General features: G+C 68.1%; 19 protein-coding genes. 14 read left to right on the top strand and 5 right to left on the bottom strand.

Going from position 1 to position 18,847, the window contains the following annotated elements; all coding sequences use genetic code 11:
* Positions 1-83 precede the first annotated feature (83 nt).
* From ACTXG6_RS31730 to ACTXG6_RS31715, 4 genes are all read left to right on the top strand, one after another.
* Positions 84-527, top strand: a complete 444-nt coding sequence (locus ACTXG6_RS31730) for an SgcJ/EcaC family oxidoreductase (protein ID WP_445183085.1) — start codon at positions 84-86, stop codon at positions 525-527.
* A gap of 162 nt (positions 528-689) precedes the next feature.
* Positions 690-935, top strand: a complete 246-nt coding sequence (locus ACTXG6_RS31725) for a DUF3761 domain-containing protein (protein WP_445190146.1) — start codon at positions 690-692, stop codon at positions 933-935.
* 171 nt (positions 936-1,106) lie between these two features.
* Complete coding sequence (locus tag ACTXG6_RS31720; protein ID WP_445183084.1) at positions 1,107-1,487, top strand: STAS domain-containing protein; 381 nt, start codon at positions 1,107-1,109, stop codon at positions 1,485-1,487.
* Between the two features lie 152 nt (positions 1,488-1,639).
* Positions 1,640-2,149: an ATP-binding protein gene (locus tag ACTXG6_RS31715; protein ID WP_445183083.1), complete on the top strand. Its 510-nt coding sequence runs from the start codon at positions 1,640-1,642 to the stop codon at positions 2,147-2,149.
* A 186-nt stretch (positions 2,150-2,335) separates the two neighbouring features.
* Here the strand turns inward: ACTXG6_RS31715 and ACTXG6_RS31710 are convergent, their stop codons facing one another.
* A complete protein-coding gene (locus ACTXG6_RS31710) occupies positions 2,336-3,364 on the bottom strand; it encodes an NAD(P)-dependent alcohol dehydrogenase (protein ID WP_445183082.1) in 1,029 nt (342 codons plus the stop codon).
* Between the two features lie 275 nt (positions 3,365-3,639).
* Here ACTXG6_RS31710 and ACTXG6_RS31705 point away from each other — a divergent pair, with 275 nt between their 5' ends.
* The 3 genes from ACTXG6_RS31705 (at position 3,640) to ACTXG6_RS31695 (ending at position 6,093) form a co-directional block, all read left to right on the top strand.
* Positions 3,640-4,659 carry an LLM class flavin-dependent oxidoreductase gene (locus ACTXG6_RS31705; RefSeq protein WP_445183081.1) on the top strand — a complete coding sequence of 340 codons (1,020 nt, stop codon included), beginning with the start codon at positions 3,640-3,642 and terminating at the stop codon, positions 4,657-4,659.
* Between the two features lie 16 nt (positions 4,660-4,675).
* A complete protein-coding gene (locus ACTXG6_RS31700) occupies positions 4,676-5,131 on the top strand; it encodes a hypothetical protein (RefSeq protein ID WP_445183080.1) in 456 nt (151 codons plus the stop codon).
* Positions 5,132-5,205: 74 nt separating this feature from the next.
* The gene (locus ACTXG6_RS31695) at positions 5,206-6,093 is read left to right on the top strand and encodes a fructose bisphosphate aldolase (protein WP_445183079.1); all 888 of its coding nucleotides are present in this window, start codon (positions 5,206-5,208) and stop codon (positions 6,091-6,093) included.
* Between the two features lie 33 nt (positions 6,094-6,126).
* Here the strand turns inward: ACTXG6_RS31695 and ACTXG6_RS31690 are convergent, their stop codons facing one another.
* The gene (locus ACTXG6_RS31690; RefSeq protein ID WP_445183078.1) at positions 6,127-6,384 is read right to left on the bottom strand and encodes a DUF3099 domain-containing protein; all 258 of its coding nucleotides are present in this window, start codon (positions 6,382-6,384) and stop codon (positions 6,127-6,129) included.
* Between the two features lie 286 nt (positions 6,385-6,670).
* Between ACTXG6_RS31690 and ACTXG6_RS31685 the strand changes: the two genes are divergently transcribed.
* The gene (locus ACTXG6_RS31685; RefSeq protein ID WP_445183077.1) at positions 6,671-7,147 is read left to right on the top strand and encodes a cytochrome P450; all 477 of its coding nucleotides are present in this window, start codon (positions 6,671-6,673) and stop codon (positions 7,145-7,147) included.
* A gap of 171 nt (positions 7,148-7,318) precedes the next feature.
* On the top strand, positions 7,319-9,166 hold the full coding sequence (locus ACTXG6_RS31680; RefSeq protein WP_445183076.1) for an AMP-dependent synthetase/ligase: 1,848 nt from the start codon (positions 7,319-7,321) through the stop codon (positions 9,164-9,166).
* Between the two features lie 177 nt (positions 9,167-9,343).
* Here the strand turns inward: ACTXG6_RS31680 and ACTXG6_RS31675 are convergent, their stop codons facing one another.
* The gene (locus tag ACTXG6_RS31675) at positions 9,344-10,447 is read right to left on the bottom strand and encodes an NAD(P)-dependent alcohol dehydrogenase (RefSeq protein WP_445183075.1); all 1,104 of its coding nucleotides are present in this window, start codon (positions 10,445-10,447) and stop codon (positions 9,344-9,346) included.
* A 166-nt stretch (positions 10,448-10,613) separates the two neighbouring features.
* Between ACTXG6_RS31675 and ACTXG6_RS31670 the strand changes: the two genes are divergently transcribed.
* Both ACTXG6_RS31670 and ACTXG6_RS31665 read left to right on the top strand, forming a co-directional pair.
* Complete coding sequence (locus ACTXG6_RS31670; protein WP_445183074.1) at positions 10,614-11,594, top strand: alpha/beta fold hydrolase; 981 nt, start codon at positions 10,614-10,616, stop codon at positions 11,592-11,594.
* The gene (locus tag ACTXG6_RS31665; protein WP_445183073.1) at positions 11,591-13,054 is read left to right on the top strand and encodes a wax ester/triacylglycerol synthase domain-containing protein; all 1,464 of its coding nucleotides are present in this window, start codon (positions 11,591-11,593) and stop codon (positions 13,052-13,054) included. Before ACTXG6_RS31670 ends, ACTXG6_RS31665 begins: the two co-directional genes overlap by 4 nt.
* A 42-nt stretch (positions 13,055-13,096) precedes the next feature.
* Here ACTXG6_RS31665 and ACTXG6_RS31660 read toward each other — a convergent pair whose 3' ends face one another.
* Together ACTXG6_RS31660 and ACTXG6_RS31655 are read right to left on the bottom strand one after the other, a co-directional pair.
* Positions 13,097-13,591 carry a MarR family winged helix-turn-helix transcriptional regulator gene (locus ACTXG6_RS31660; protein WP_445183072.1) on the bottom strand — a complete coding sequence of 165 codons (495 nt, stop codon included), beginning with the start codon at positions 13,589-13,591 and terminating at the stop codon, positions 13,097-13,099.
* Between the two features lie 45 nt (positions 13,592-13,636).
* Entirely contained in the window at positions 13,637-14,614 is a 978-nt protein-coding gene (locus ACTXG6_RS31655; RefSeq protein ID WP_445183071.1) for an alpha/beta fold hydrolase, read from the bottom strand.
* 403 nt (positions 14,615-15,017) lie between these two features.
* Between ACTXG6_RS31655 and ACTXG6_RS31650 the strand changes: the two genes are divergently transcribed.
* The 3 genes from ACTXG6_RS31650 (at position 15,018) to ACTXG6_RS31640 (ending at position 18,819) form a co-directional block, all read left to right on the top strand.
* On the top strand, positions 15,018-16,274 hold the full coding sequence (locus ACTXG6_RS31650) for a cytochrome P450 (RefSeq protein ID WP_445183070.1): 1,257 nt from the start codon (positions 15,018-15,020) through the stop codon (positions 16,272-16,274).
* Between the two features lie 86 nt (positions 16,275-16,360).
* On the top strand, positions 16,361-17,266 hold the full coding sequence (locus ACTXG6_RS31645; RefSeq protein ID WP_445183069.1) for an SDR family NAD(P)-dependent oxidoreductase: 906 nt from the start codon (positions 16,361-16,363) through the stop codon (positions 17,264-17,266).
* Between the two features lie 83 nt (positions 17,267-17,349).
* Entirely contained in the window at positions 17,350-18,819 is a 1,470-nt protein-coding gene (locus ACTXG6_RS31640; RefSeq protein ID WP_445183068.1) for an HAD-IB family hydrolase, read from the top strand.
* Positions 18,820-18,847: the final 28 nt, after the last annotated feature.

The following is an 18,847-nucleotide window of genomic DNA, read 5'->3' as shown; positions in this document are numbered from 1 at the left end:
GGCGGCTGGCCCAAGCAGCGATCAACGGGATAGCTCCGAGTTCGGCCAGACCGGCCCTGGCCAGCGGCATCTAGGCTGTCGGCATGACGGAGCCTGCCGCCGCCCAAACAACATCATCGGAGTTCGACCCGACCGAGGTGGCCGCGCTGGACGCCACGCTCAGCGAGCTGGTCGCCGCCTGGAACGCCGGTGACCTCGAGGCGTACGCCCGCCCGTTCACCGACGACGCCGTGTACGTCACCTACTTCGGCCGCAAGCTGATCGGCCGCGGGGGGATCGCCGAAGGTCACCGGCGCGTCTTCGCCAGCGCCTACCGCGGCTCGCGGCTGCTCAACCAACAGGCGAGCTACCGCTTCCTGCGACCCGACGTCGTCGTCGCCGTCCAGGACGGCGGGGTGGAGACGGCGCCCGGCGCCTCCCCCGACGAGGACAGCCGCAACACCCTCACATACGTCCTCGTCAAGGACGACGGCGAGTGGCGGATCGCGTCCTTCCACAACGCGCGGGTGACGAATCCCGCTGATTGAGCTCGGTGATCACCCGTTGTTCGACGAAGTTCCGGTATGCCGGTGCGGTAGATCAAGCCATGAGCGGCACGAAGCGGTACAGCGAACCGACCGCGCTTGCCGCTGCAATGGCGTTGGCACCGTCGATCGGCTCGTCTGCCCCCGGGCTATCTGCGCTGAGGGCTGCATCTGATCCCGGCGCCTATTCGCAACATCGAGCTCACTGCGGCAGCGTCTTCAGTGGCCCAGGCGAGGGCAGCCACATGCAACGAGTCGACGAGCTACATCAACTCCAGCGGGAACTGCATTCACCGGCCGGAGACGACAGGCTCGGCGCCGTCGGGAGCGACTGCGCAATGCACAGATGGGGAGTACAGCCTGAGCCAGCATCATGCTGGCACGTGTTCGGGCCACGGCGGCGTGAAGTAATGGCTCTTGTAACTCGCGCCGCTGACGGAACGCGACCTCAGGCCGCAACGGGTGCCGGCGGATACGCGCGGACTCGTGGCGTCGCTGGATGCGAGCTGGTCTGAGAGGATTCCACGGCGAGGCTTCAGAAGGCAGGCCGAGCACGGGTGATGTCTTCAGGGAGGTCTCGCGATGGTCGCGGATGCACAGCTAGACAGTGGCGGGCAACAGCCTGAGCTGACGGTCACCCATCCTCGGGCAGGGCTCTGCGTGATCGAGGTGCGGTGCGAGCTGGACATCCTCACAGGGCCCTCGCTCGCGCAGCTGCTCATTCAAGAACTCAGTGGCGAGTGCCGAGGCCTGATCGTCGACATGAGCGGGTGCAATTTCCTGGGTTCGTCAGGGATCTCGGCGCTCCTCGAGAGCAAGCAAAACGCCGACACCACGTCCGTACCCATCGTGCTGGCGGGCATGAACCGCATTGCGTCACGAGCACTGCAGGTGACCGGGCTGGAGTCGATGTTCCCGATCTATCCCAGCGCCGCGGCCGCCGTGTCGGCCCTAAGCGGCTGAACCCGTCGCAGGGGGCCCGGGCGACCCACGCGGTACACCGGTGGTGGGTTGAGCCCCCCGCGATGTGTGCGGGAGAGCTGCACGGGGAACGCGACTGTGTAGGTGTCGCCGTCGGCGGCCATCGCAGCGCGTTGACCTGGAGAGGACACATCGTGCGGCCTTTGCGCTTGCACCTGCCGGTGCATCCCAGTACGCCCGGTGAGGTTCGGCGGCAGCTGTGGCGGTGGCTCGAGGTACTCCGGTGGCCGCGCGAGGATGCCGAGGACCTGCTGCTGGCAGTGGACGAAGCAGTCAGCAACGCCGTCGAGCACGCCTACAACGGTCCGATCCCCGCACGGACCCACCGTGATGGGCTGGGGGTGGAACTGTGCGTGAGCGACACGACGACCACTGACGACACCCACCGAGTGGTCGTGAGCGTCACCGACCACGGCTGGTGGAAACCACGCGCGGTCTCCCCGGGCTCGCGCGGTCGGGGCCTGCAAATGATGCGCGCACTCACCCACTGTCTCGAGGTGACCGCGACCGGATCGGGAACCCGGGTGAAGATGATCAGCCGGGCCGTTCAGGTCAACCGGCGCCGAGCGGCGGACGCGGCGAAACGGCTCGGTGAGGCCGGCACGCTGCTGCTACTCGCGTCGTGGATGCCCAACTACCACTGAGTACCAGGCGATGACCAGGCTTTGGACGAACAGGGCGAAGGGGACGGTTCGTCGACGACCGGGAGCATCAGCCCGCGGACGATGCCGCTACCCCGAGGTCAGCGATCGGACCACGATCGCGGACCGTGTTCCCACGTTGAACACGCGGGTTCGATCCCGTCATCCGGTTCGTTCACGAAGGCGACCTCAGGGAACCAGTACGCCCCGACCGTGCATTTTGCCGCCTTCGAGGTCCGCGATGGCATCGGCAAAGGCGTCGAGCGGGTAGCTGCGGGTACGCACGCTCACTCCACCGGCGGCTGCCAACGCGATCAGCTCCCGTAGATCGTCATGGGTGCCCACCGCGTTGCCCACCACACTGATCTCGGGCAGAACCAGGTTGAAAGTTGGTACCCGAAGCTCGCCGCCGTAGCCCACGACGAAGTACGTGCCCCGCGCCCGAACCATTGCCAGGGAGGAACCGACCGCGTCGCCCTCGCCGACAAAGTCGATCACAACTTCGGCACCGGCCCCACCAGTGATCCGTTGGACACGCTCGCCCATACCGTCGCCGGCCGGGAGAACATGGTGCGCCCCACAGTCCGAAGCTAGCTTGAGTGCCTCGGGGTCGGGGTCGATCGCGATGACCTCGGCGGCACACAGCGCGCGTAGACACTGCACAGCGATGTGGCCTAGCCCGCCGATCCCGACGACTACGACCCGAGTGCCCGGGCCCAGCAGCGGCACGGCCTTCCGAACCACGTGCATGACTGTCAGTCCGGCGTCAGCGTGCGGGGCAACGGCGGCCGGTTCCAGTCCGGACGGCAGCGGGAGCACCCCACGATCGGTCGTCTTCAGCAGCTCGGCGAACCCGCCGGGACGATTCAGACCAGTGAAGTTCAGACCGCGCGCGCACCGCATGTCGTCACCGATCCGGCAGGCCGGGCAGAGCCCACATGACAGCTGCGGGTGGCAGATCACCGCGTCACCGACGACGATGTTCTCCACTCCTGGGCCGGTCTCCTGTACCCAGCCGGTGTTCTCGTGGCCCAGGGTCAGCGGTAGCTCGGTTGGCACCGCCGGGGCGAACCAGCCGTCGCGGATGTGCACGTCAGTGCGGCACAGCCCGGCGCCGCCGACTCGTAGGATGACATCATGCGGCCCGGTGATCTCCGGTTCCGGCACCTCGTCGAGGCGCGGCGGCTCCTGGTAGGCATGTAGGCGGACAGCCTTCATGATGGCCTCCCTTTGTGCGCTGACAGGTCTCGGTACCCCTCCAGTTCGCCGGCTTGCCGCATTTGGTCCAGGCCAGGGCCATCCTCGGTTGCCAGACCGAGGTCCGCGCGGTCCGGGTCTGCCACAGGGGGCTGAACAGCATCCCGCGTCGATGGTCGGTCGTCATCGGCCTAGCTGGTGATTCCGAGCAACACTCTCCGCCTGCGCCGAGCAACGCGGGTGCCGCCCAACTCCGCCGTCGGAATGCCGCCCGTCGCCGCCGAGTTGGTGGTGGGGTGAAGAAGATAGGTTTCCTGTCCTTCGGGCACTGGTCGGCGTCGCCGCAGTCGATGGTGCGGTCGGGGGCAGACGCTCTGGTGCAGTCGATCGAGTTGGCGGTGGCCGCTGAGGAGGCTGGAGCCGACGGCGCGTACTACCGGGTGCACCACTTCGCTCAGCAGCTCGCGTCCCCGTTCCCGCTGCTGGCCGCGGCCGCCGCGCGGACCAGCAGGATCGAGCTGGGCACGGCCGTGATCGACATGCGGTACGAGAACCCGCTCTACATGGCCGAGGACGCCGGTGCCGCCGACCTCATCTCCGGTGGCCGGCTGCAGCTGGGCATCAGCCGTGGATCACCGGAGCAGGTGATCGATGGCTTCCGCTACTTCGGGTATGTGCCGCCGGACGGTGTGAGCGATGCCGACATGGCCCGCGAGCACACCAAAGTGTTCCTCGAGGTGATCAAGGGCGAGGGCTTCGCCGAGCCCAACCCACGCCCGATGTTCGCCAACCCGCCGGGTCTGCTGCGGGTCGAGCCGCACTCACCGGGTCTGCGGGACCGGATTTGGTGGGGCGCGGGAACCCGGGCGACCGCGGAGTGGACGGCCGAGCAGGGGCTGAACCTGATGAGCTCGACGCTACTGTCCGAGGACACTGGCGTGCCCTTCCATCAGCTGCAGGCCGAACAGATCCAGCGGTTCCGCAACGCCTGGCAGACCGCTGGGCACAGCCGCGAGCCGCGCGTCTCGGTCAGCCGCAGTATCTTCCCGATCGTCAACGACCTCGATCGGCAGCTGTTCTGGCAGCAGCGGGAGAGCACCGACCAGGTCGGCTGGCTGGACGGCGGCAACGCTCGGTTCGGCCGAACGTACGCGGGTGAGCCGGACAAGTTGGTCGCCGAGCTCGCCGAGGACGAGGCGATCGCCGCCGCTGACACGCTGCTGCTCACCGTGCCCAACCAGCTTGGCGTCGAGTACAACGCCCACGTCATCGAGAGCGTGCTCACCCACGTCGCGCCCGAGCTGGGCTGGCGCTGATCCCGAGCTGATGGCGGTGACCGTGCTGCGTTCTCAGCTGGACGTGACGTGGTCGACTGCCTCAAGCAGGAGGCCAACGACAGCGGTCGGGGCGGTCACGAGTGGGGTGTGGTCGACGGGGTGCGGCCGGAGGGTGGCCTGCAGTGCGCTGATCACGGCGCTCCAGCTGGAGCCGTCAGCCCACGCTCCATGGGCAAGGACCACGGCGGGATCTGAGGCGGACATCTCTGCCGAAACCCAGGGTGGCGACGACGGCCAGGTATGCGCGGGTGGGGCCTCAGATGTCGAGGACGAGGCGTGCATCGACCAGCAGCCCTACCTGCAGGGCTACCTGTCGATAGACTCGCAGTGGCTCTACCACAAGAACAAAAGCGTAATCGGCGCCCAGCAGTCAGTCCCGACTGGACCGGTCGTCACCGGCCAATCCAACATCGGCAACATCCTCGACGCGGTGAAGGCAGGACTTCGATAAACCGTGCCGGACAGGCACCTATCTCCTGGCGGATTGCGATGGTTCGGCGTCTCGGGGCAGGGAAGACTGTGGGCGTGAACCTTGAACAGCACACGCGCATCGGCTCTGGCACAGGCTTCTTCGCCGCGCTCGACCAGAGTGGCGGGAGCACTCCGAAGGCGCTCGCCCTCTACGGCGTCAACGAGGAGTCCTACAACGGCGATGCGGAGATGTTCGACCAGGTGCACGCCATGCGCGCACGGATCATCACCAGCCCGGCGTTCACCGGCGAGCGGGTGCTCGGTGCGATCTTGTTCGAGGACACGATGAACCGCCATATTGATGGCCGCGAGACAGGCGACTATCTCTGGTCGGTCAAGGGGATCGTGCCGTTCCTCAAGGTCGATAAGGGCCTTGCGGATCCCGCCGAGGGTGTCCAGCTCATGAAGCCCATCCCCGGTCTCGACGCGCTGCTGGCCCGAGGGGTGGAGAAGGGCATGTTCGGCACCAAGATGCGGTCGTTCATCACGACGGCCGACAAGGGGGGCATCGCCGCTGTCGTCGACCAGCAGTTCGAGCTGGGCGCCCAGATCCTCGACGCCGGCCTGGTGCCGATCCTCGAGCCCGAGGTCGACATCCACAGTGAGCAGAAGGCCGCGGCCGAGGAGATGCTGCGCGCGGCGATCGTGGAGCACCTCGACGCGGTCTCCGCCGACCGGCAGGTGATGCTGAAGCTCAGCATCCCCACCGAGGTCGACTTCTACCGCGTGTTCGTGGAGCACCCCAAGGTGCTGCGGGTGGTTGCGCTCTCCGGTGGCTACAGCCGCGCCGAGGCCGACGAGCGGCTGGCGCCCAACCACGGCGTGATCGCCAGCTTCTCGCGCGCGCTCACCGAGGGGCTGACCGTGGAGCAGTCCGATCAGGAGTTCAACTCCGTGCTCGGCACGGCCATCGGCGACATCTACGCGGCGTCGAGCACCTGAGTCGACCAGGCCGAGAGCCCCCGGCCCAAGGGATTAGGGCGGGGTGCGCGTGTGGCGGTGGCGGGGGGCAGCGTTGGCCAGGAGTACCGCGACCCACTGCAGCGGGCCCGTCACGATGATGATGATCATGCCTGTCCACCAGGCGCGGGCGTACAGTGCGCCGCCCACCGCGAACCCGATGATGTGAATCGCCATGATCACCGTGTAGACCCGGCGACGGTGGCGCAGCTGATCGTCCGCCGACGGCTGCGCGTCGGTAATCGTGACCGTCGATTCTCTGCTCCACCACACCGCTCGCGACGCTACTCCGGTTCACCGCCAGAGACCGCGCTCAGAGGCGTGGCCCCGGCGGACATGGCGACATGGTGGCCACCGGCGCGGCAGCTCGTGCTCGACAGCTCGGCGGTACTGGCATGGGTTCGGGGCGAACCTGGATCCGATCCTGGGAGGCGCGGGTCGCCAAGCGGGCTGCCGCCATCGTCGATGCTGTCGCGGAGCGGGGGGAATGCGACTTAGTGAGCGACATTGCGAGTGAACTGCCTATCCAGGTCGTCGCCGACCTGATGGGGATTCCCGCGTGGAGGTTCTGCTCCAGCAGCCTGACCAGTGGGCGAGGATCATCGCCAATCCGGACAGCTTGATGCCGACCGCGGTGGAGGAACTACTCCGGTACGTCAGCCCGGTGATCCACATGCGTCGAACAGCCATGGTCGATACGGAACTGGGCGGGAGAACTATCGCCGCCGGCGATAAAGTGGTGATGTTCTATCCGTCTGCTAACCGTGACGAGACAATGTGGCCCGACGCGGACCGACTAAATCTTGCCCGGACCCCTAATCCCCATATGGGCTTCGGCGGTGGGGGCCCGCACCTGTGTCTTGGCGCGCAGGTCGCTCGCTTGGAGATCGGCGCGCTTCTCGGCCAACTTGCCCGGCGACTCCCTGACCTGCAGCGGGCCGGGCCGATCCAACGGCTCACATCGACCTTCATCACCGGCCCGAGTCGTTTTTCCCATCCGATACACACCGGCCCCGCCCGCATCGCCAAGCGATGAGGCACAACCATGGGGATGGCTGTGGTCGTGAGGAAAATTGAGCCCGCCAGCACTTGTAGGGGAAAGTCGCTGAGGACGGCAGGCTCTGCCGCCTGCCCATCGAGTTGCCACGAACGGGTGACTGTCCAATACTGCGATGAGTCGCTGATCATCGGGTCGAGGAGGGTACGGGTGGGGAACCGGCACGGCCGACCCACCCTGCTCGACGTGGTGGATCGCAACGCGGCGGCGCACCCCGAGCTGCCGGCCATCCTGGATGGCGAAACCCGGTTGAGCTGGTCGGAGTACCGCGACGGGGCCCGGGCCATCGCGCTGGCGCTGCTCGATCTGGGCGTGGCTCCCGGCGACGTGGTCGGCCTGCACATGGTGAACCGCGCGGAGCACGTGCTCGCCGACATCGGCACGCTCATGGCCGGTGGCGTCCCGTGCAGCTACTACAACACCCTCGCCGCGGACCAGCTCACGTACGTGGCGAACGACTCGGCGGCGACAGTTGTGATTATCGATGCCGTCGAGCTGCCGTTGTGGCTGACGATCCGGGAGGGGTTGCCCGAGCTGCGGCACGTGCTCGTGCTCGACCTGCCGCCGGATGACACACCGCCGGCCGGTGTGACGCGGTTCGAGGAGGTCGTGGCGCTCGCGGCGGCGGGGTTGGACACGCGCGGCGGCGAGGTCGACCGGGCCAGCGCGAAGGTCCAGCCGAGCGACCCGCTGACCATCGTGTACACCTCCGGCACGACCGGCGCCCCGAAGGGCACGGTCATCACCCACGCCGCCGCGCTGTGGGTCCTGGACGAGGTGGAGCGGCAGCTGGTCGAACACCTCGGCGGGCCGGTGCCGGTGGGCTGGTCGACGGTGTCCTACCTGCCGCTGGCCCACGTGGCGGAGCGGCTGTTCTCGCACTACCAGGCCATCGCGCGGCGGGTCACCGCCAGCTACGTACGGGACACCGCGCGGCTGCCGCACGTGCTGGCCGAGACCCGGCCGCACCTGTTCCTCGGCGTGCCGAGGGTGTGGGAACGGATCTACGCCACGATCCGGGAGCGGGGTACGGCTTCGAAGAACCCGCTCCGGCGGCTGCTGGTCGGCGCGGCGTTCTCGGTGGCCCAGGAGGCCGGCATCGCGCGGCTGACCGGCGAGACGCCGCACTGGTGGGTCCGCCGCCGGTACCCGCTGATGGAGCGCCTGGTCTACCGGCGGTTGCGCGCGGCTCTCGGACTGGATCGAGTAGTGCTCGCGGTGAGTGGCGCGGCCTCGCTGCCGCCGAAGGTGTCGGCCTTCTTCGCCGGGGTCGGCATCACGATCATCGAGGTGTACGGGATGACCGAGACCTGCGGGATGCTGGCGGCGAGCCCGCTGGACGCGCCTCGGCTGGGCAGCGTCGGGCGCGCGCTGGAGGGTGTCGAGCTGAAGACCGCCGGGGACGGCGAGGTGCTGGCGAAGGGCCCCAACATCACCCCGGGTTACCTGAACCTGCCCGAGGCGACGGCGGAGGCGATCGACGCGGCGGGCTGGCTGCACACCGGCGATATCGGCGTGCTCGACGCGCAGGGCTACCTGCGCATCACCGGCCGCAAGAAGGAGCTCATCAACACCGCGTCCGGCAAGACGATCTCGCCCGGCAACGTGGAGCTCGCCCTGTCGCAGAGCTCTGAGCTGGTCGGCAGCGTCTACGTGCACGGCGACAACAAGCCCTGCCTGGTGGCCCTCGTGGCACTCGACCCGGGCTGGCGGGACTGGTGCGCCGCGCGCGGCATCGAGGTCGACTCGCTCACCGACGCGGTCACCAACGGGCAGGTTCGGCTGGAGGTGGCCCGCTCCATCGGCGCGGGCAACGCCACGCTGTCGCGCGTGGAACAGGTCAAGAACTGGGCGCTGCTGCCCACCCAGTGGAGCATCGAGACCGGTGAGCTGACCCCGACGATGAAGCTGAAGCGCGCGGTGATCGCCGCGCGGCATCACGCCGAGATCGAGGAGCTCTACGACCCCCTCACCGCCGACGCATGGACGGATGACTGAACCGGCCGAGCCCGGATCGCCGGTCAGGGAGCCGCTCTCCTCTTCCCGACGACCGAGCAGGCCATCGAGGAGCGGAACGCGGCCCTGCAATCCCGCGCTCGCACCTGGCCGAACTCATCATTCCGCCGGTGCTGCCGCGGGGAACTTCGGTATCGCTGGCCCGGTCGGCCCGCACGGTCAGTCGTGGACCAGGACCGCCTTGACGACCTCGCCCCGGTGCCCTGCCTCGATCGCCTCGTTGATCTGGTTGAACGGGAACTTCGTGATCATCTTGTCGAACGGGAACCGGCCCTCGCGGTGCAACGCCGCCAACCGGGGGATGAACTCGTCCGGCACCGCGTCACCCTCGATGATCCCGTAGATCTTGATCCCGATGATCATCGCCTGCATCAGGCTCAACCCGATCGCCGCGGTCGGATCGGTCGGCACCCCGACCAGGCCCAGCGCGGCGTGCGGGGCCATCGCACCGAGCGAGGCCTCGATCACCGACGGAATCCCGGTCGTGTCGAACACGTACTGCGCGCCGATCGGCACGATCGCCCGGACCTGCTCGGCCAGCTCGCCCGCCGCCGGGTCCAACGCGTGCGTGGCACCCAGCTGCAGGGCCAGCGCGCGGCGACTGGCGTGCGGCTCCAGCACGATGATCGTCGAACAGCCCTGCACCACCCCACCGAGCACCCCGGCCAACCCCACCGACCCGGCACCCAGCACCAACAGCGACGACCCCTCGTGCGCGGCCATCGAGTTCATTACCGCACCCGCACCGGTCTGGATGCCACACCCCAACGGCCCCACCAGCTCCAACGGCGCGTCATCAGCCAACTTCACCACGTTCTGCTCGTTCGCCAACGCATGCGAGGCGAACGAGGACTGCCCGAAGAACACCGAGTTCACCGGACCCTCCGCCGAGGTGATCGGCGAACTCCCATCCGGGCGCACCCCCGCATAGTTCAACATCAGGAACTGGTAGCAGTACGCCGGCGACCCCAACACACAGTTCTCACACGACCCACAACTGTTGAACGTCAACGCCACCTTGTCCCCGGCCTTGACCTTCGTGACACCCGCACCGACCTCGAGCACCGTGCCCGCACCCTCATGCCCCAACACCGCCGGCATCGGGATCGGCACAATGCCCTCCCGCGCCGCCAGATCCGTGTGACACAACCCCACCGACTTGATCTTCACCAGGATCTCGCCCGCCTTCGGGCCATCCAAAGTCAACGTCTCCAACGTGAAATCGGCCAACGGCTTGTGCGCGACGGCGGCGGTGATCTCCACGGAGTCCTCCAGGTCGGGGCTGACGGTATGGTAGGGCCGAAATAGTCTAGCTGTCGAGTATTGAATCTTAGAGTAAATCGACGCCGCCGGTTGCGGGCGGGCACGGAAGATGGTCTAGTGATCGATAATCTATATCTAGAGTAAAACAGAGATGAGAGGACCGAGGGTGAACCGTAGGCGGCGCGTCGTCCACGGGGCCGGTGCGGCCGGGCTGCTTGCCGGTTACCTGGCGGTCAGGGCTCGCCGACGGCGCGCCGGGGGAGAGCCAGCCGCGACCGCCGAGCACATCCAGCCGGACACGCCCGGTCACCGCGGCGGCTCCGGCACACCGATCCTGCTGCTGCACGGGTTCAGCGTGACCTGGCGGAGCTGGAAGCCGGTCCTCCCGTTGCTGGAGCGGCACCACGATGTGATCGCGCCGACCCTGCTCGGGCACAGCGGCGCCGCGATGCTCGCCGAGGGGGTCGCCCCGTCGGTGGACGCGCTGCTCGACGGGGTGATCGCGGAACTGGACTCGCTCGGGCTGGACCAGGTGCACGTGGTGGGCAACTCGCTCGGCGGGTGGCTCGCCCTCGAACTGGCCCGCCGGGGCCGGGCCCGTTCGGTCGTGGTGTTCTCCCCGGCCGGCGGCTGGAGCTCGAACCTGCGGCTGGCCACCCTGGTCGCCGGCATGCGGGTGGCCTTCGAACTGCTCGAGGTGCTCGGACCCAGAGCCGATGCGCTCGCCCGCAACCCCCGGACGCGCGGGATGTTCGTCTCGGCGATGGTGGCACACCCGGAGCGGTTCGACCCGGCCGACCTGGCCGCCGATATCAGGGCGCTGCGTCATGCCCCGGTGTTGTTACCCCTGTTGTCGGTGCTCGGTGAGCACCCGTTCCAGCCGCTGCGGAACCCGGGCTGCCCGGTGCGGGTGGTCTGGGCCCGCAAGGACCGGGTCATCCCGTTCCCGGTCTTCGGTCAGCCGCTCGTCGACAAACTACCGAGCGCCGAACTGCTGTTCCTAGACGACGTCGGGCACGTGCCGATGTCAGACGACCCACAGGCGGTTGCCCGGTTGATTCTCGAGGTCACCGACGCCGTGGACAGCCGCGCCGGCACACCGCCCGGCACCGGCGCAACAGCCGCCAGCACGGACGGAAAGAGATGAGTGAGATGACCGCTGGGCCGGACCGCGACGATCGGCTCGAGGGAAGCGACTGGGGCGGATCGGCCCAGATGACCGCCTGGGAGGCCGTCATGTGGCGGGCCGAGGGGGATCCGAGGACCAGGTCGACCGGGGTCCTGCTGGAGCTGCTCGACTCGGTGCCGGACTGGCCGCGGTTCCTGGCCGCGCACGAGCGCGCCACCCGGGCGATCCCCCGGCTGCGCGACAAGGTGGTCGAGCCGATGCTGCCGGTCGCCACGCCGACCTGGACGCCGGACACCTGCTTCGACCTCTCCTACCACGTACAGCGCCTGCGGCTGCCCGAGCCGGGCTCGATGCGACAGCTGCTCGACCTGACGGCGCAGATCGAGGCCCGGCCGCTCGACAACAACCGGCCGCCCTGGGAGGTCGTACTGGTCGAGGGGCTGGCGGGAGGTCGGGCCGGCTACGTGCTGAAGCTGCACCATGCGATGACCGACGGCCTGGGCATCGTCCAGTTGCTGGGCCTGTCACACAGCAGGAGCGCCACGCCGGGTGGACGTCCGCTCCGGCCGGCGACGGCATCGACGGCGCGCCCGGCACCCGAGGTGACCCCGCTCAGCCTGACCGCGGACCAGTTGCGCGAGCAGCTCACCGGGGCCCCGGCGCGACTGCTCGGCGGCGGGCGGGCGGCATTCGGACTGCTGGGGCGCGCCCTGCGGGACCCGGTCGGCACCGCCGGCCGCGCCGTCGACTACAGCCTCTCGCTGCGCCGGATGTTGACGCCCCCCGCGTCGGTCCGCTCACCGCTGCTGCGCGACGGCGGGTTCGGCTACCGGCTCGTGGTCCACGATGTCGCCCTCGACTCGCTCAAAGCCGCGGGCAAGGCGGCCGGCGGGTCGTTGAACGACGCATTCCTGGCCGGGATCCTGGGTGCGTTCCGCCGATACCACGAGCACTTCGGCCTGTCGCCGGACCACATGCCGATCGCGATCCCGATCAGTCTGCGCAACACCGACGACCCACAGGGCGGCAACAGGTTCGCCGGCGCACGGTTCGTGGCACCGGTCGGCGAACCGGACCCGGCGGTCCGGATCAAGCTGATCCGGGAGTTCATCCTGACCGCCCGGTCGGAACCCGCGATCGGCTTCCTGGAGGTGCTCGCCCCGATGTTGAGCCGGCTGCCGTCCGCCGCGCTGACCGAGATCGCCGGCGGTCTGACCAACGTGTCGGACGTGCAGGCCTCCAACATCCCCGGCCTCGGCTACCCGGTCTACCTGGCCGGAGCCAAGGTCTTGCGGATGTACCCGATGGGTCCGCGACCCGGTGTCGCCGCGATGGTCACCATGGTCTCCCAGGACGGCACCTGCTGCCTCGGGATCAACCTCGACCCGGACGTGATCACGGATCTCGAACTGTTCGAGGACTGCCTGGACAAGGGCTTCGACGAGGTGCTCGCGCTGGGCAGGACCACTCGGCCGTGACGCTCCGGTCCGACCCGCTGGCCCGGCCCGCCGCGCGGTGACTCAGGACGCGTCGCCCATCTTGACCCGGATCTGACCCAGCACCGCGGTGAGGCGCTGGGCCAGCGACTCGTTGACGCCGGTGAGCCCGAACTGGACGGCGGTGAGGTCAGCACTTGCCCTGGTCACCAGGTCGCGGCCCTTCGCGGTGAGGGCGGCCAGCACGGCTCGGCGATCGGTCGGGTGCGGAGCACGGGTCACCAGTGCTCGTTCGTCGAGCTGGTCGATCACCAGGGTGACGGTGGTGGGGTGCACCATGAGGTGTCGACTGAGCTGGCCGAGCGGTCGGGTGTGATCGCGTGACATGAGCAGTGTGGCCATCAGCAGGAACGCGGTCCGGCTCAGTCCGTGTGGCTTCAGTACCCGGTCAAGCTCGGCCACGATCATCTGATGGGCGCGCATCATCGCCCCCATGGCCGCGAAGTGCTCCACGCCGGGTTGGCTCCGCTGCGCCCAGTGCTCGTGGACGAACTCGACCGGATCCTGCTCCGCGCTCATGTGCGTCCTATCAGCATGGTCTAGTACTCGACAGTTGAGGATACGTTATAAATCGACGGATCCGGCCCGCTGAGTCGGCGCACCGTTGCGTGCCGCCTCGCCGGGGCGGATGCCCTGGTCGCCTCGGTGGTCGCCCGAGCGAGCGGCCTGGGTGACCCGGCCCAGCACGCCGCGCAACCTGCCGACGGCGCGCGCGTGCCGGGTATCGACCGGGTGCCGGGTATCGAGGTCCACCTGCCCGGTGAGGCCCAGGATGGTGTCGGCGACCAGTGCCGGATCGTCGTACATCGGCACGTGCCCGACCCCGATCATGCTGAGCAGCTCCGCGTGCGGTACGCACTCGGCGAGCGGGTGCCCGTAGCGCGCGAACGGGATGGTCCTGTCGTGCTGGCCCCAGGCGATGCGCACCCGGCACGTCGGTTCGCTCAGCGGGGGCAGCGGGCCGTCCCGCTCGATGGCCGCGAGCAGGCCGTCCAGCGCCGAACAGCCGAGGATGTCGTCGAAGAACTGGCGCGCGTCCGACGGGCTCATCCGTTGGCCCCGCTCGGAGACTCCCCGCAGGATCGCCCGGCGCACCCGGGGGCGCGCCAGCATCACGGCGAGCAGCGGATGGTGTGCGAAGGCCCGCCCGACCCGGACCATCCGCAGCACTCGCCGCAGCTCCTTCGGCTCGCGCCAGCCACCGGCCGGTGACAGTGCGACCACCGAGCGCGCGCGGCCCCGGCGGGCGAGCTCGAGCGCCACCCAGCCGCCGAGCGAGTTTCCCGCCACGTGGGCGGTGCCGATGCCGGCCGCGTCCAGCTGTGCCTCGAGCGCATCGGTCAACCTGAGCACCGACCACGCCGTATCGGCGGCAACCGGCGCCGCCTGGTGGTGACCGGCGAGCGACGGGGCGAACACGTCGTGGCGTTCGGCCAGCAGCGGGATGACCGGCCGCCACGCCCGCCAGGACGACGTGATGCCGTGTACCAGCACCAGGGGTGTGCCCTCGCCGGAACGGTGTTCGGGATCTGGATCGGCCATTGGTCCCCGCATCTCGTCGGATCCTCGCCAGGTCGGTGTCCGGTGCGATCGTGCTGGTCGGCCACCTGGCGACGGTACGGCGTCCGCCTTGATCAGAAAAGCTCTAGTCCTATACTATCGAGTTATGGAGCAGTCGGCTTCGCGGTGCGGTCTTGGCTCGACAGTTACTCGTGTACTAAAATAATGAGCACTAGACTTTTTCGCCGCTCCGCCATACCGTCTGGGGGAGCGGATCGAACACCTTCCGGGAGCGCCGATGATCGACTTCGGCGTCGGGCCAGGGACGTCGATCGGTATCGCGCTGGAGCCGGACGGTGATCGGGGACGCCCTCGAACTGGTTCAGGCTCGAGCTGATCCAGACCCAGCCTCCCACCGGGTGACCCAGAGCATGAGGAGGATGCAATGACCACCGAGACCGTCGACCACAACCTCAGCCCGCTCGAGTTCTGGGCGAAGCCCCGCCAGGTGCACCACGAGACGTTCAAGTGGCTGCGGGAGAACAAGCCGGTCAGCTGGCACGGCCCGCCGGAGGCGCTGGACCCCAACCTGGACAACGCCCAGGGTTACTGGTCGGTGGTGAAGCACGCGGACATCCGTGAGGTGTCGCGCAACCCGCAGGTGTTCAGCTCGGCCGAGGGTGTCTTCCTGGACGACTTCCCGCAGTTGGAGACGATGTTGTCGTTCATCGTCACCGACGCGCCGAGGCATACCAGTTTCCGCAACATCATCAGTGTGGCGTTCACCCCGAAGCACATCAAGAAGGTCGAGGAGGATACCCGGCGGACGGTGCGGGAGATCATCGATCATGCCGCGCCGCTGGGCGAGGGCGACCTGTGTGAGCTGATCACGAAGGAGGTGCCGGGTCGCATCTTCGCGTCGTTCTTCGGTATCGCCGACCGGGACGAGCGGCAGTACGTGATGGATCTGTCCGAGCAGATGGGTGCCTGGAGCGATCCGGAGTACAAGCACATCGGCTCGCCGCTGCAGGTGTTCGCGGACGCCACCAGCCGCCTCGGCGAGGTCGCGTTGCGCCATGCCAAGGAGCGGCAGAAGAAGCCGACCGAGGACCTGATGAGCTGGGTCTCGCAGGCGCAGTACGAGGGCGAGAAGATGACGGTGGAGGAGGTTGGGGTGTTCTTCGCGCTGTTGGCCGGCGCGGCGAACGACACCACCCGGCACTCGATGGCGCACGTGCTGGCGCTGTTCGACCAGCATCCGGACCAGTTGGCGTACGTGTTCGAGGACTTCGACAACCGGGCCGACGACGCGGTCAACGAGTGCCTGCGGATGGAGCCGCCGCTGATGCACTTCCGGCGCACCGCGGTGTCGGACTACGAGCTCGGTGGCGAGACGATCAAGGCCGGTGACAAGGTGGTGCTCTGGTACATCTCCGGCAACCGGGACGGCGAGGTGTTCGAGAACCCCGACACGCTCGACGTGACCCGGGCGGCCAAGAGCAACCCGCACCAGGCGTTCGGCGGCGGCGGCCCGCACTACTGCCTGGGCAACATGCTGGGCAAGCAGATGCTCAAGGCCGAGATGTGGGAGATCTACACCCGGATGAAGGACCTCAAGGTCGGCGAGCGGACGATCATGCTGTCCAACTTCATGAACGGCGTGATGAAGATGCCCGGCACCTGGACCCCCGAAAAGCGCTGAGCCGCTCCCCATGGTCTGCCGGGGCATCGCGACTGGCGATGCCCCGGCTCTCCTGCTGAAACGCGACGAGACACGAGGATGCCCGCATGACCGAGATTTCTTTCATCGACCGAGTGGCCATCGTGACCGGTGCCGGTGGTGGATTGGGTAGGACGTACGCGCTGGATCTGGCGGCGCGTGGCGCGGCTGTGGTGGTCAACGACCTTGGTGGGTCCGCGGCGGGGGTCGGCAGTGATGCTTCGGCCGCGCAGAAGGTGGTCGATGAGATCATCGCGAAGGGTGGCAGTGCGGTCGCGTCGCATGATTCGGTGTCGACGCCCGAGGGTGGTGCGGCGATCGTGGCGACGGCGTTGGACTCGTTCGGCAAGGTCGACATTGTGATCAACAATGCCGGGATCTTGCGGGACAAGACGTTCGCGAAGTTGGAGAACCAGGACCTCGAGGCTGTGTTGGATGTGCATCTGCGGGGTGCGTTCCATGTGAGCCAGCCGGCGTTTCGGGTGATGAAGGAGAACGGTTACGGCCGTTTTGTCTTCACGGCGTCGAATGCGGGGGTGTTCGGGAACTTCGGGCAGACCAATTACGGTGCGGCGAAGATGGGTCTGGTGGGGTTGTCGAATGTGTTGGCGATCGAGGGTGCGAAGGCGGGCATCAAGAGCAATGTGATCTGTCCGATCGCGCGTACTCGGATGACGGAGGACATTCTGGGTCCGTTGGCCGAGAGTGTGGAGCCGGAGCTGGTGACGCCGATGGTGGTGTATCTGGCCAGCGAGGCGTGCGGGTTGACGCATGAGGTGTTCTCCGCCGGTGGTGGCCGGTACGCGCGGGTGTTCGTGGGGTTGGCGCCGGGTTGGTTCGCCGGTAAGGGCGTGGAGGTGTCGGCCGACGACGTGGCCGCGCACATCGACGACATCCGCAACCAGGACGGCTACATCGTGCCCGGCTCGGTGACTGACGAGCTCAAGGGTCTGCTGCCACTACTCAAGGGCTGACGCTGCTCAAGGGCTGACGCTGCTCAAGGGCTGACGCTGCTCAAGCGGCCAGCGACCTTACCCAACCCGAACGGAAGGGTGTCATGACGCCGACGGAGGACCTGATCGAGTCGGTCCGGTCGGGTCCGACCGGACCTCAGATCGCGGCGATCTTCGACTTCGACGGCACGCTCATCGACGGCTACTCCGCCGCCGCGCTCTACGAGCACCGGTTCCGCAACTTCGAGATCGGTCCCGGCGAGCTGGTCCGCATGGTCAGTGCCTCGATGGGGCCGACCATGACCGAGGACCAGTTCACCGCTCTTGTGGAGGACGGTATCCGGGGCTGGGCCGGTCGCACCGAGGAGGACATGCTGGAGCTGGGTGAGCGGTTGTTCGCCCAGGGGATCGCGGGGACCCTGTTCCATCCGGCGTGGCGGTTGGTGAAGGCGCACCAGCGGGCCGGGCACACCGTGGTGATCGCGACGTCGGCGACGTTGTTGCAGGTCGCGCCGTTGGCCCGGGAGTTGGGTGTGGAGCACGTGCTGTGCACCCGGCTGGCCGTCGAGGGCGGGTTGCTGACCGGGAAGGTGGACGGTCGCACGCTGTGGGGGCCGGGCAAGATCGACGCCGTGCGCGAGTTCCTGACCGCGCGCGACCTCGACCTGGCCGCCAGCCATGCCTACGCCAACGGTGACGAGGACGTGCCGCTGCTGGCCGGCGTGGGCCACCCGCACCCGGTGAACCCGCAACCGGAGCTCGCGGTGGAGGCGGCGAAGCGGGGTTGGCCGGTGCTCGAGTTCGAGTCCCACAAGACCGGCCGGTTCGACCCGACGCCCGTACTGCGCACCGCGACCTTGTTCGGCACCCTGTTCGCCGCCGCCGGGGCGGGTATCGCGGTGGGTGCGCTGAACGGAAACCGCCGCCAGGGTGTCGACCTGGCCACCTCCCTGTTCACGACGGTCGCCGGGCCGTTGACCGATATCGAGGTGGAGGTGGTCGGTGAGGAGCATGCCTGGTCGGCGCGGCCGGCGGTGTTCTTCATCAACCACCAGAGCACGTTGGTCGACTTTCTGGTGACCACCCGGGTGATCCGGACCGGGTTCACCGCGGTGGCGAAGGCGGAGGTGAAGAAGATGCCGGTGGTCGGGCCGTTGTTCGATCTGGCCGGGGTGGCGTTCCTGGACCGGGCGAACCGGGCGAAGGCGTTGGAGGCGTTGAAGCCGGCGGTGGAGATGTTGCGGTCGGGTACGTCGGTGGTGATGGCGCCGGAGGGCACCCGGTCGATGACACCGCGGCTGGGGGTGTTCAAGAAAGGTGGTTTCCATCTGGCGAGCCAGGCGGGGGTGCCGATCGTGCCGATCGTGATCCGCAATGCCGGGGAGATCATGTGGCGCAACGCCCGCACCGCCCGCTCGGGCACGGTCCAGGTGGCGGTGCTGCCGCCGATCAGCACCGACGGCTGGACCCACGACGACATCGACAAGCAGGTCCACGCGGTACGCCAGCTCTACGCCGACACACTGGACGACTGGCCGACCGCGAGCAACCCTCGACCGCGCCGCGCGGAGTAGACAGCCACAGTCGTCCGGGGAGAAGGAA

It is taken from the genome of Pseudonocardia sp. Cha107L01 (genome assembly GCF_052566575.1).
Note: the sequence above shows the minus strand (reverse complement) of the source record. Positions and strands in the feature narration are given on the sequence as shown.

What these genes read in the sequence shown, in the direction of transcription:
- ACTXG6_RS31650 (WP_445183070.1), top strand. Translation starts at nt 15,018, where the DNA reads ATGACCACCGAGACCGTCGACCACAACCTCAGCCCGCTCGAGTTCTGG.
- ACTXG6_RS31720 (WP_445183084.1), top strand. Translation starts at nt 1,107, where the DNA reads ATGGTCGCGGATGCACAGCTAGACAGTGGCGGGCAACAGCCTGAGCTG.
- ACTXG6_RS31655 (WP_445183071.1), bottom strand. Translation starts at nt 14,614, where the DNA reads ATGGCCGATCCAGATCCCGAACACCGTTCCGGCGAGGGCACACCCCTG.
- ACTXG6_RS31640 (WP_445183068.1), top strand. Translation starts at nt 17,350, where the DNA reads ATGACGCCGACGGAGGACCTGATCGAGTCGGTCCGGTCGGGTCCGACC.
- ACTXG6_RS31710 (WP_445183082.1), bottom strand. Translation starts at nt 3,364, where the DNA reads ATGAAGGCTGTCCGCCTACATGCCTACCAGGAGCCGCCGCGCCTCGAC.
- ACTXG6_RS31660 (WP_445183072.1), bottom strand. Translation starts at nt 13,591, where the DNA reads ATGAGCGCGGAGCAGGATCCGGTCGAGTTCGTCCACGAGCACTGGGCG.
- ACTXG6_RS31645 (WP_445183069.1), top strand. Translation starts at nt 16,361, where the DNA reads ATGACCGAGATTTCTTTCATCGACCGAGTGGCCATCGTGACCGGTGCC.
- ACTXG6_RS31730 (WP_445183085.1), top strand. Translation starts at nt 84, where the DNA reads ATGACGGAGCCTGCCGCCGCCCAAACAACATCATCGGAGTTCGACCCG.
- ACTXG6_RS31665 (WP_445183073.1), top strand. Translation starts at nt 11,591, where the DNA reads ATGAGTGAGATGACCGCTGGGCCGGACCGCGACGATCGGCTCGAGGGA.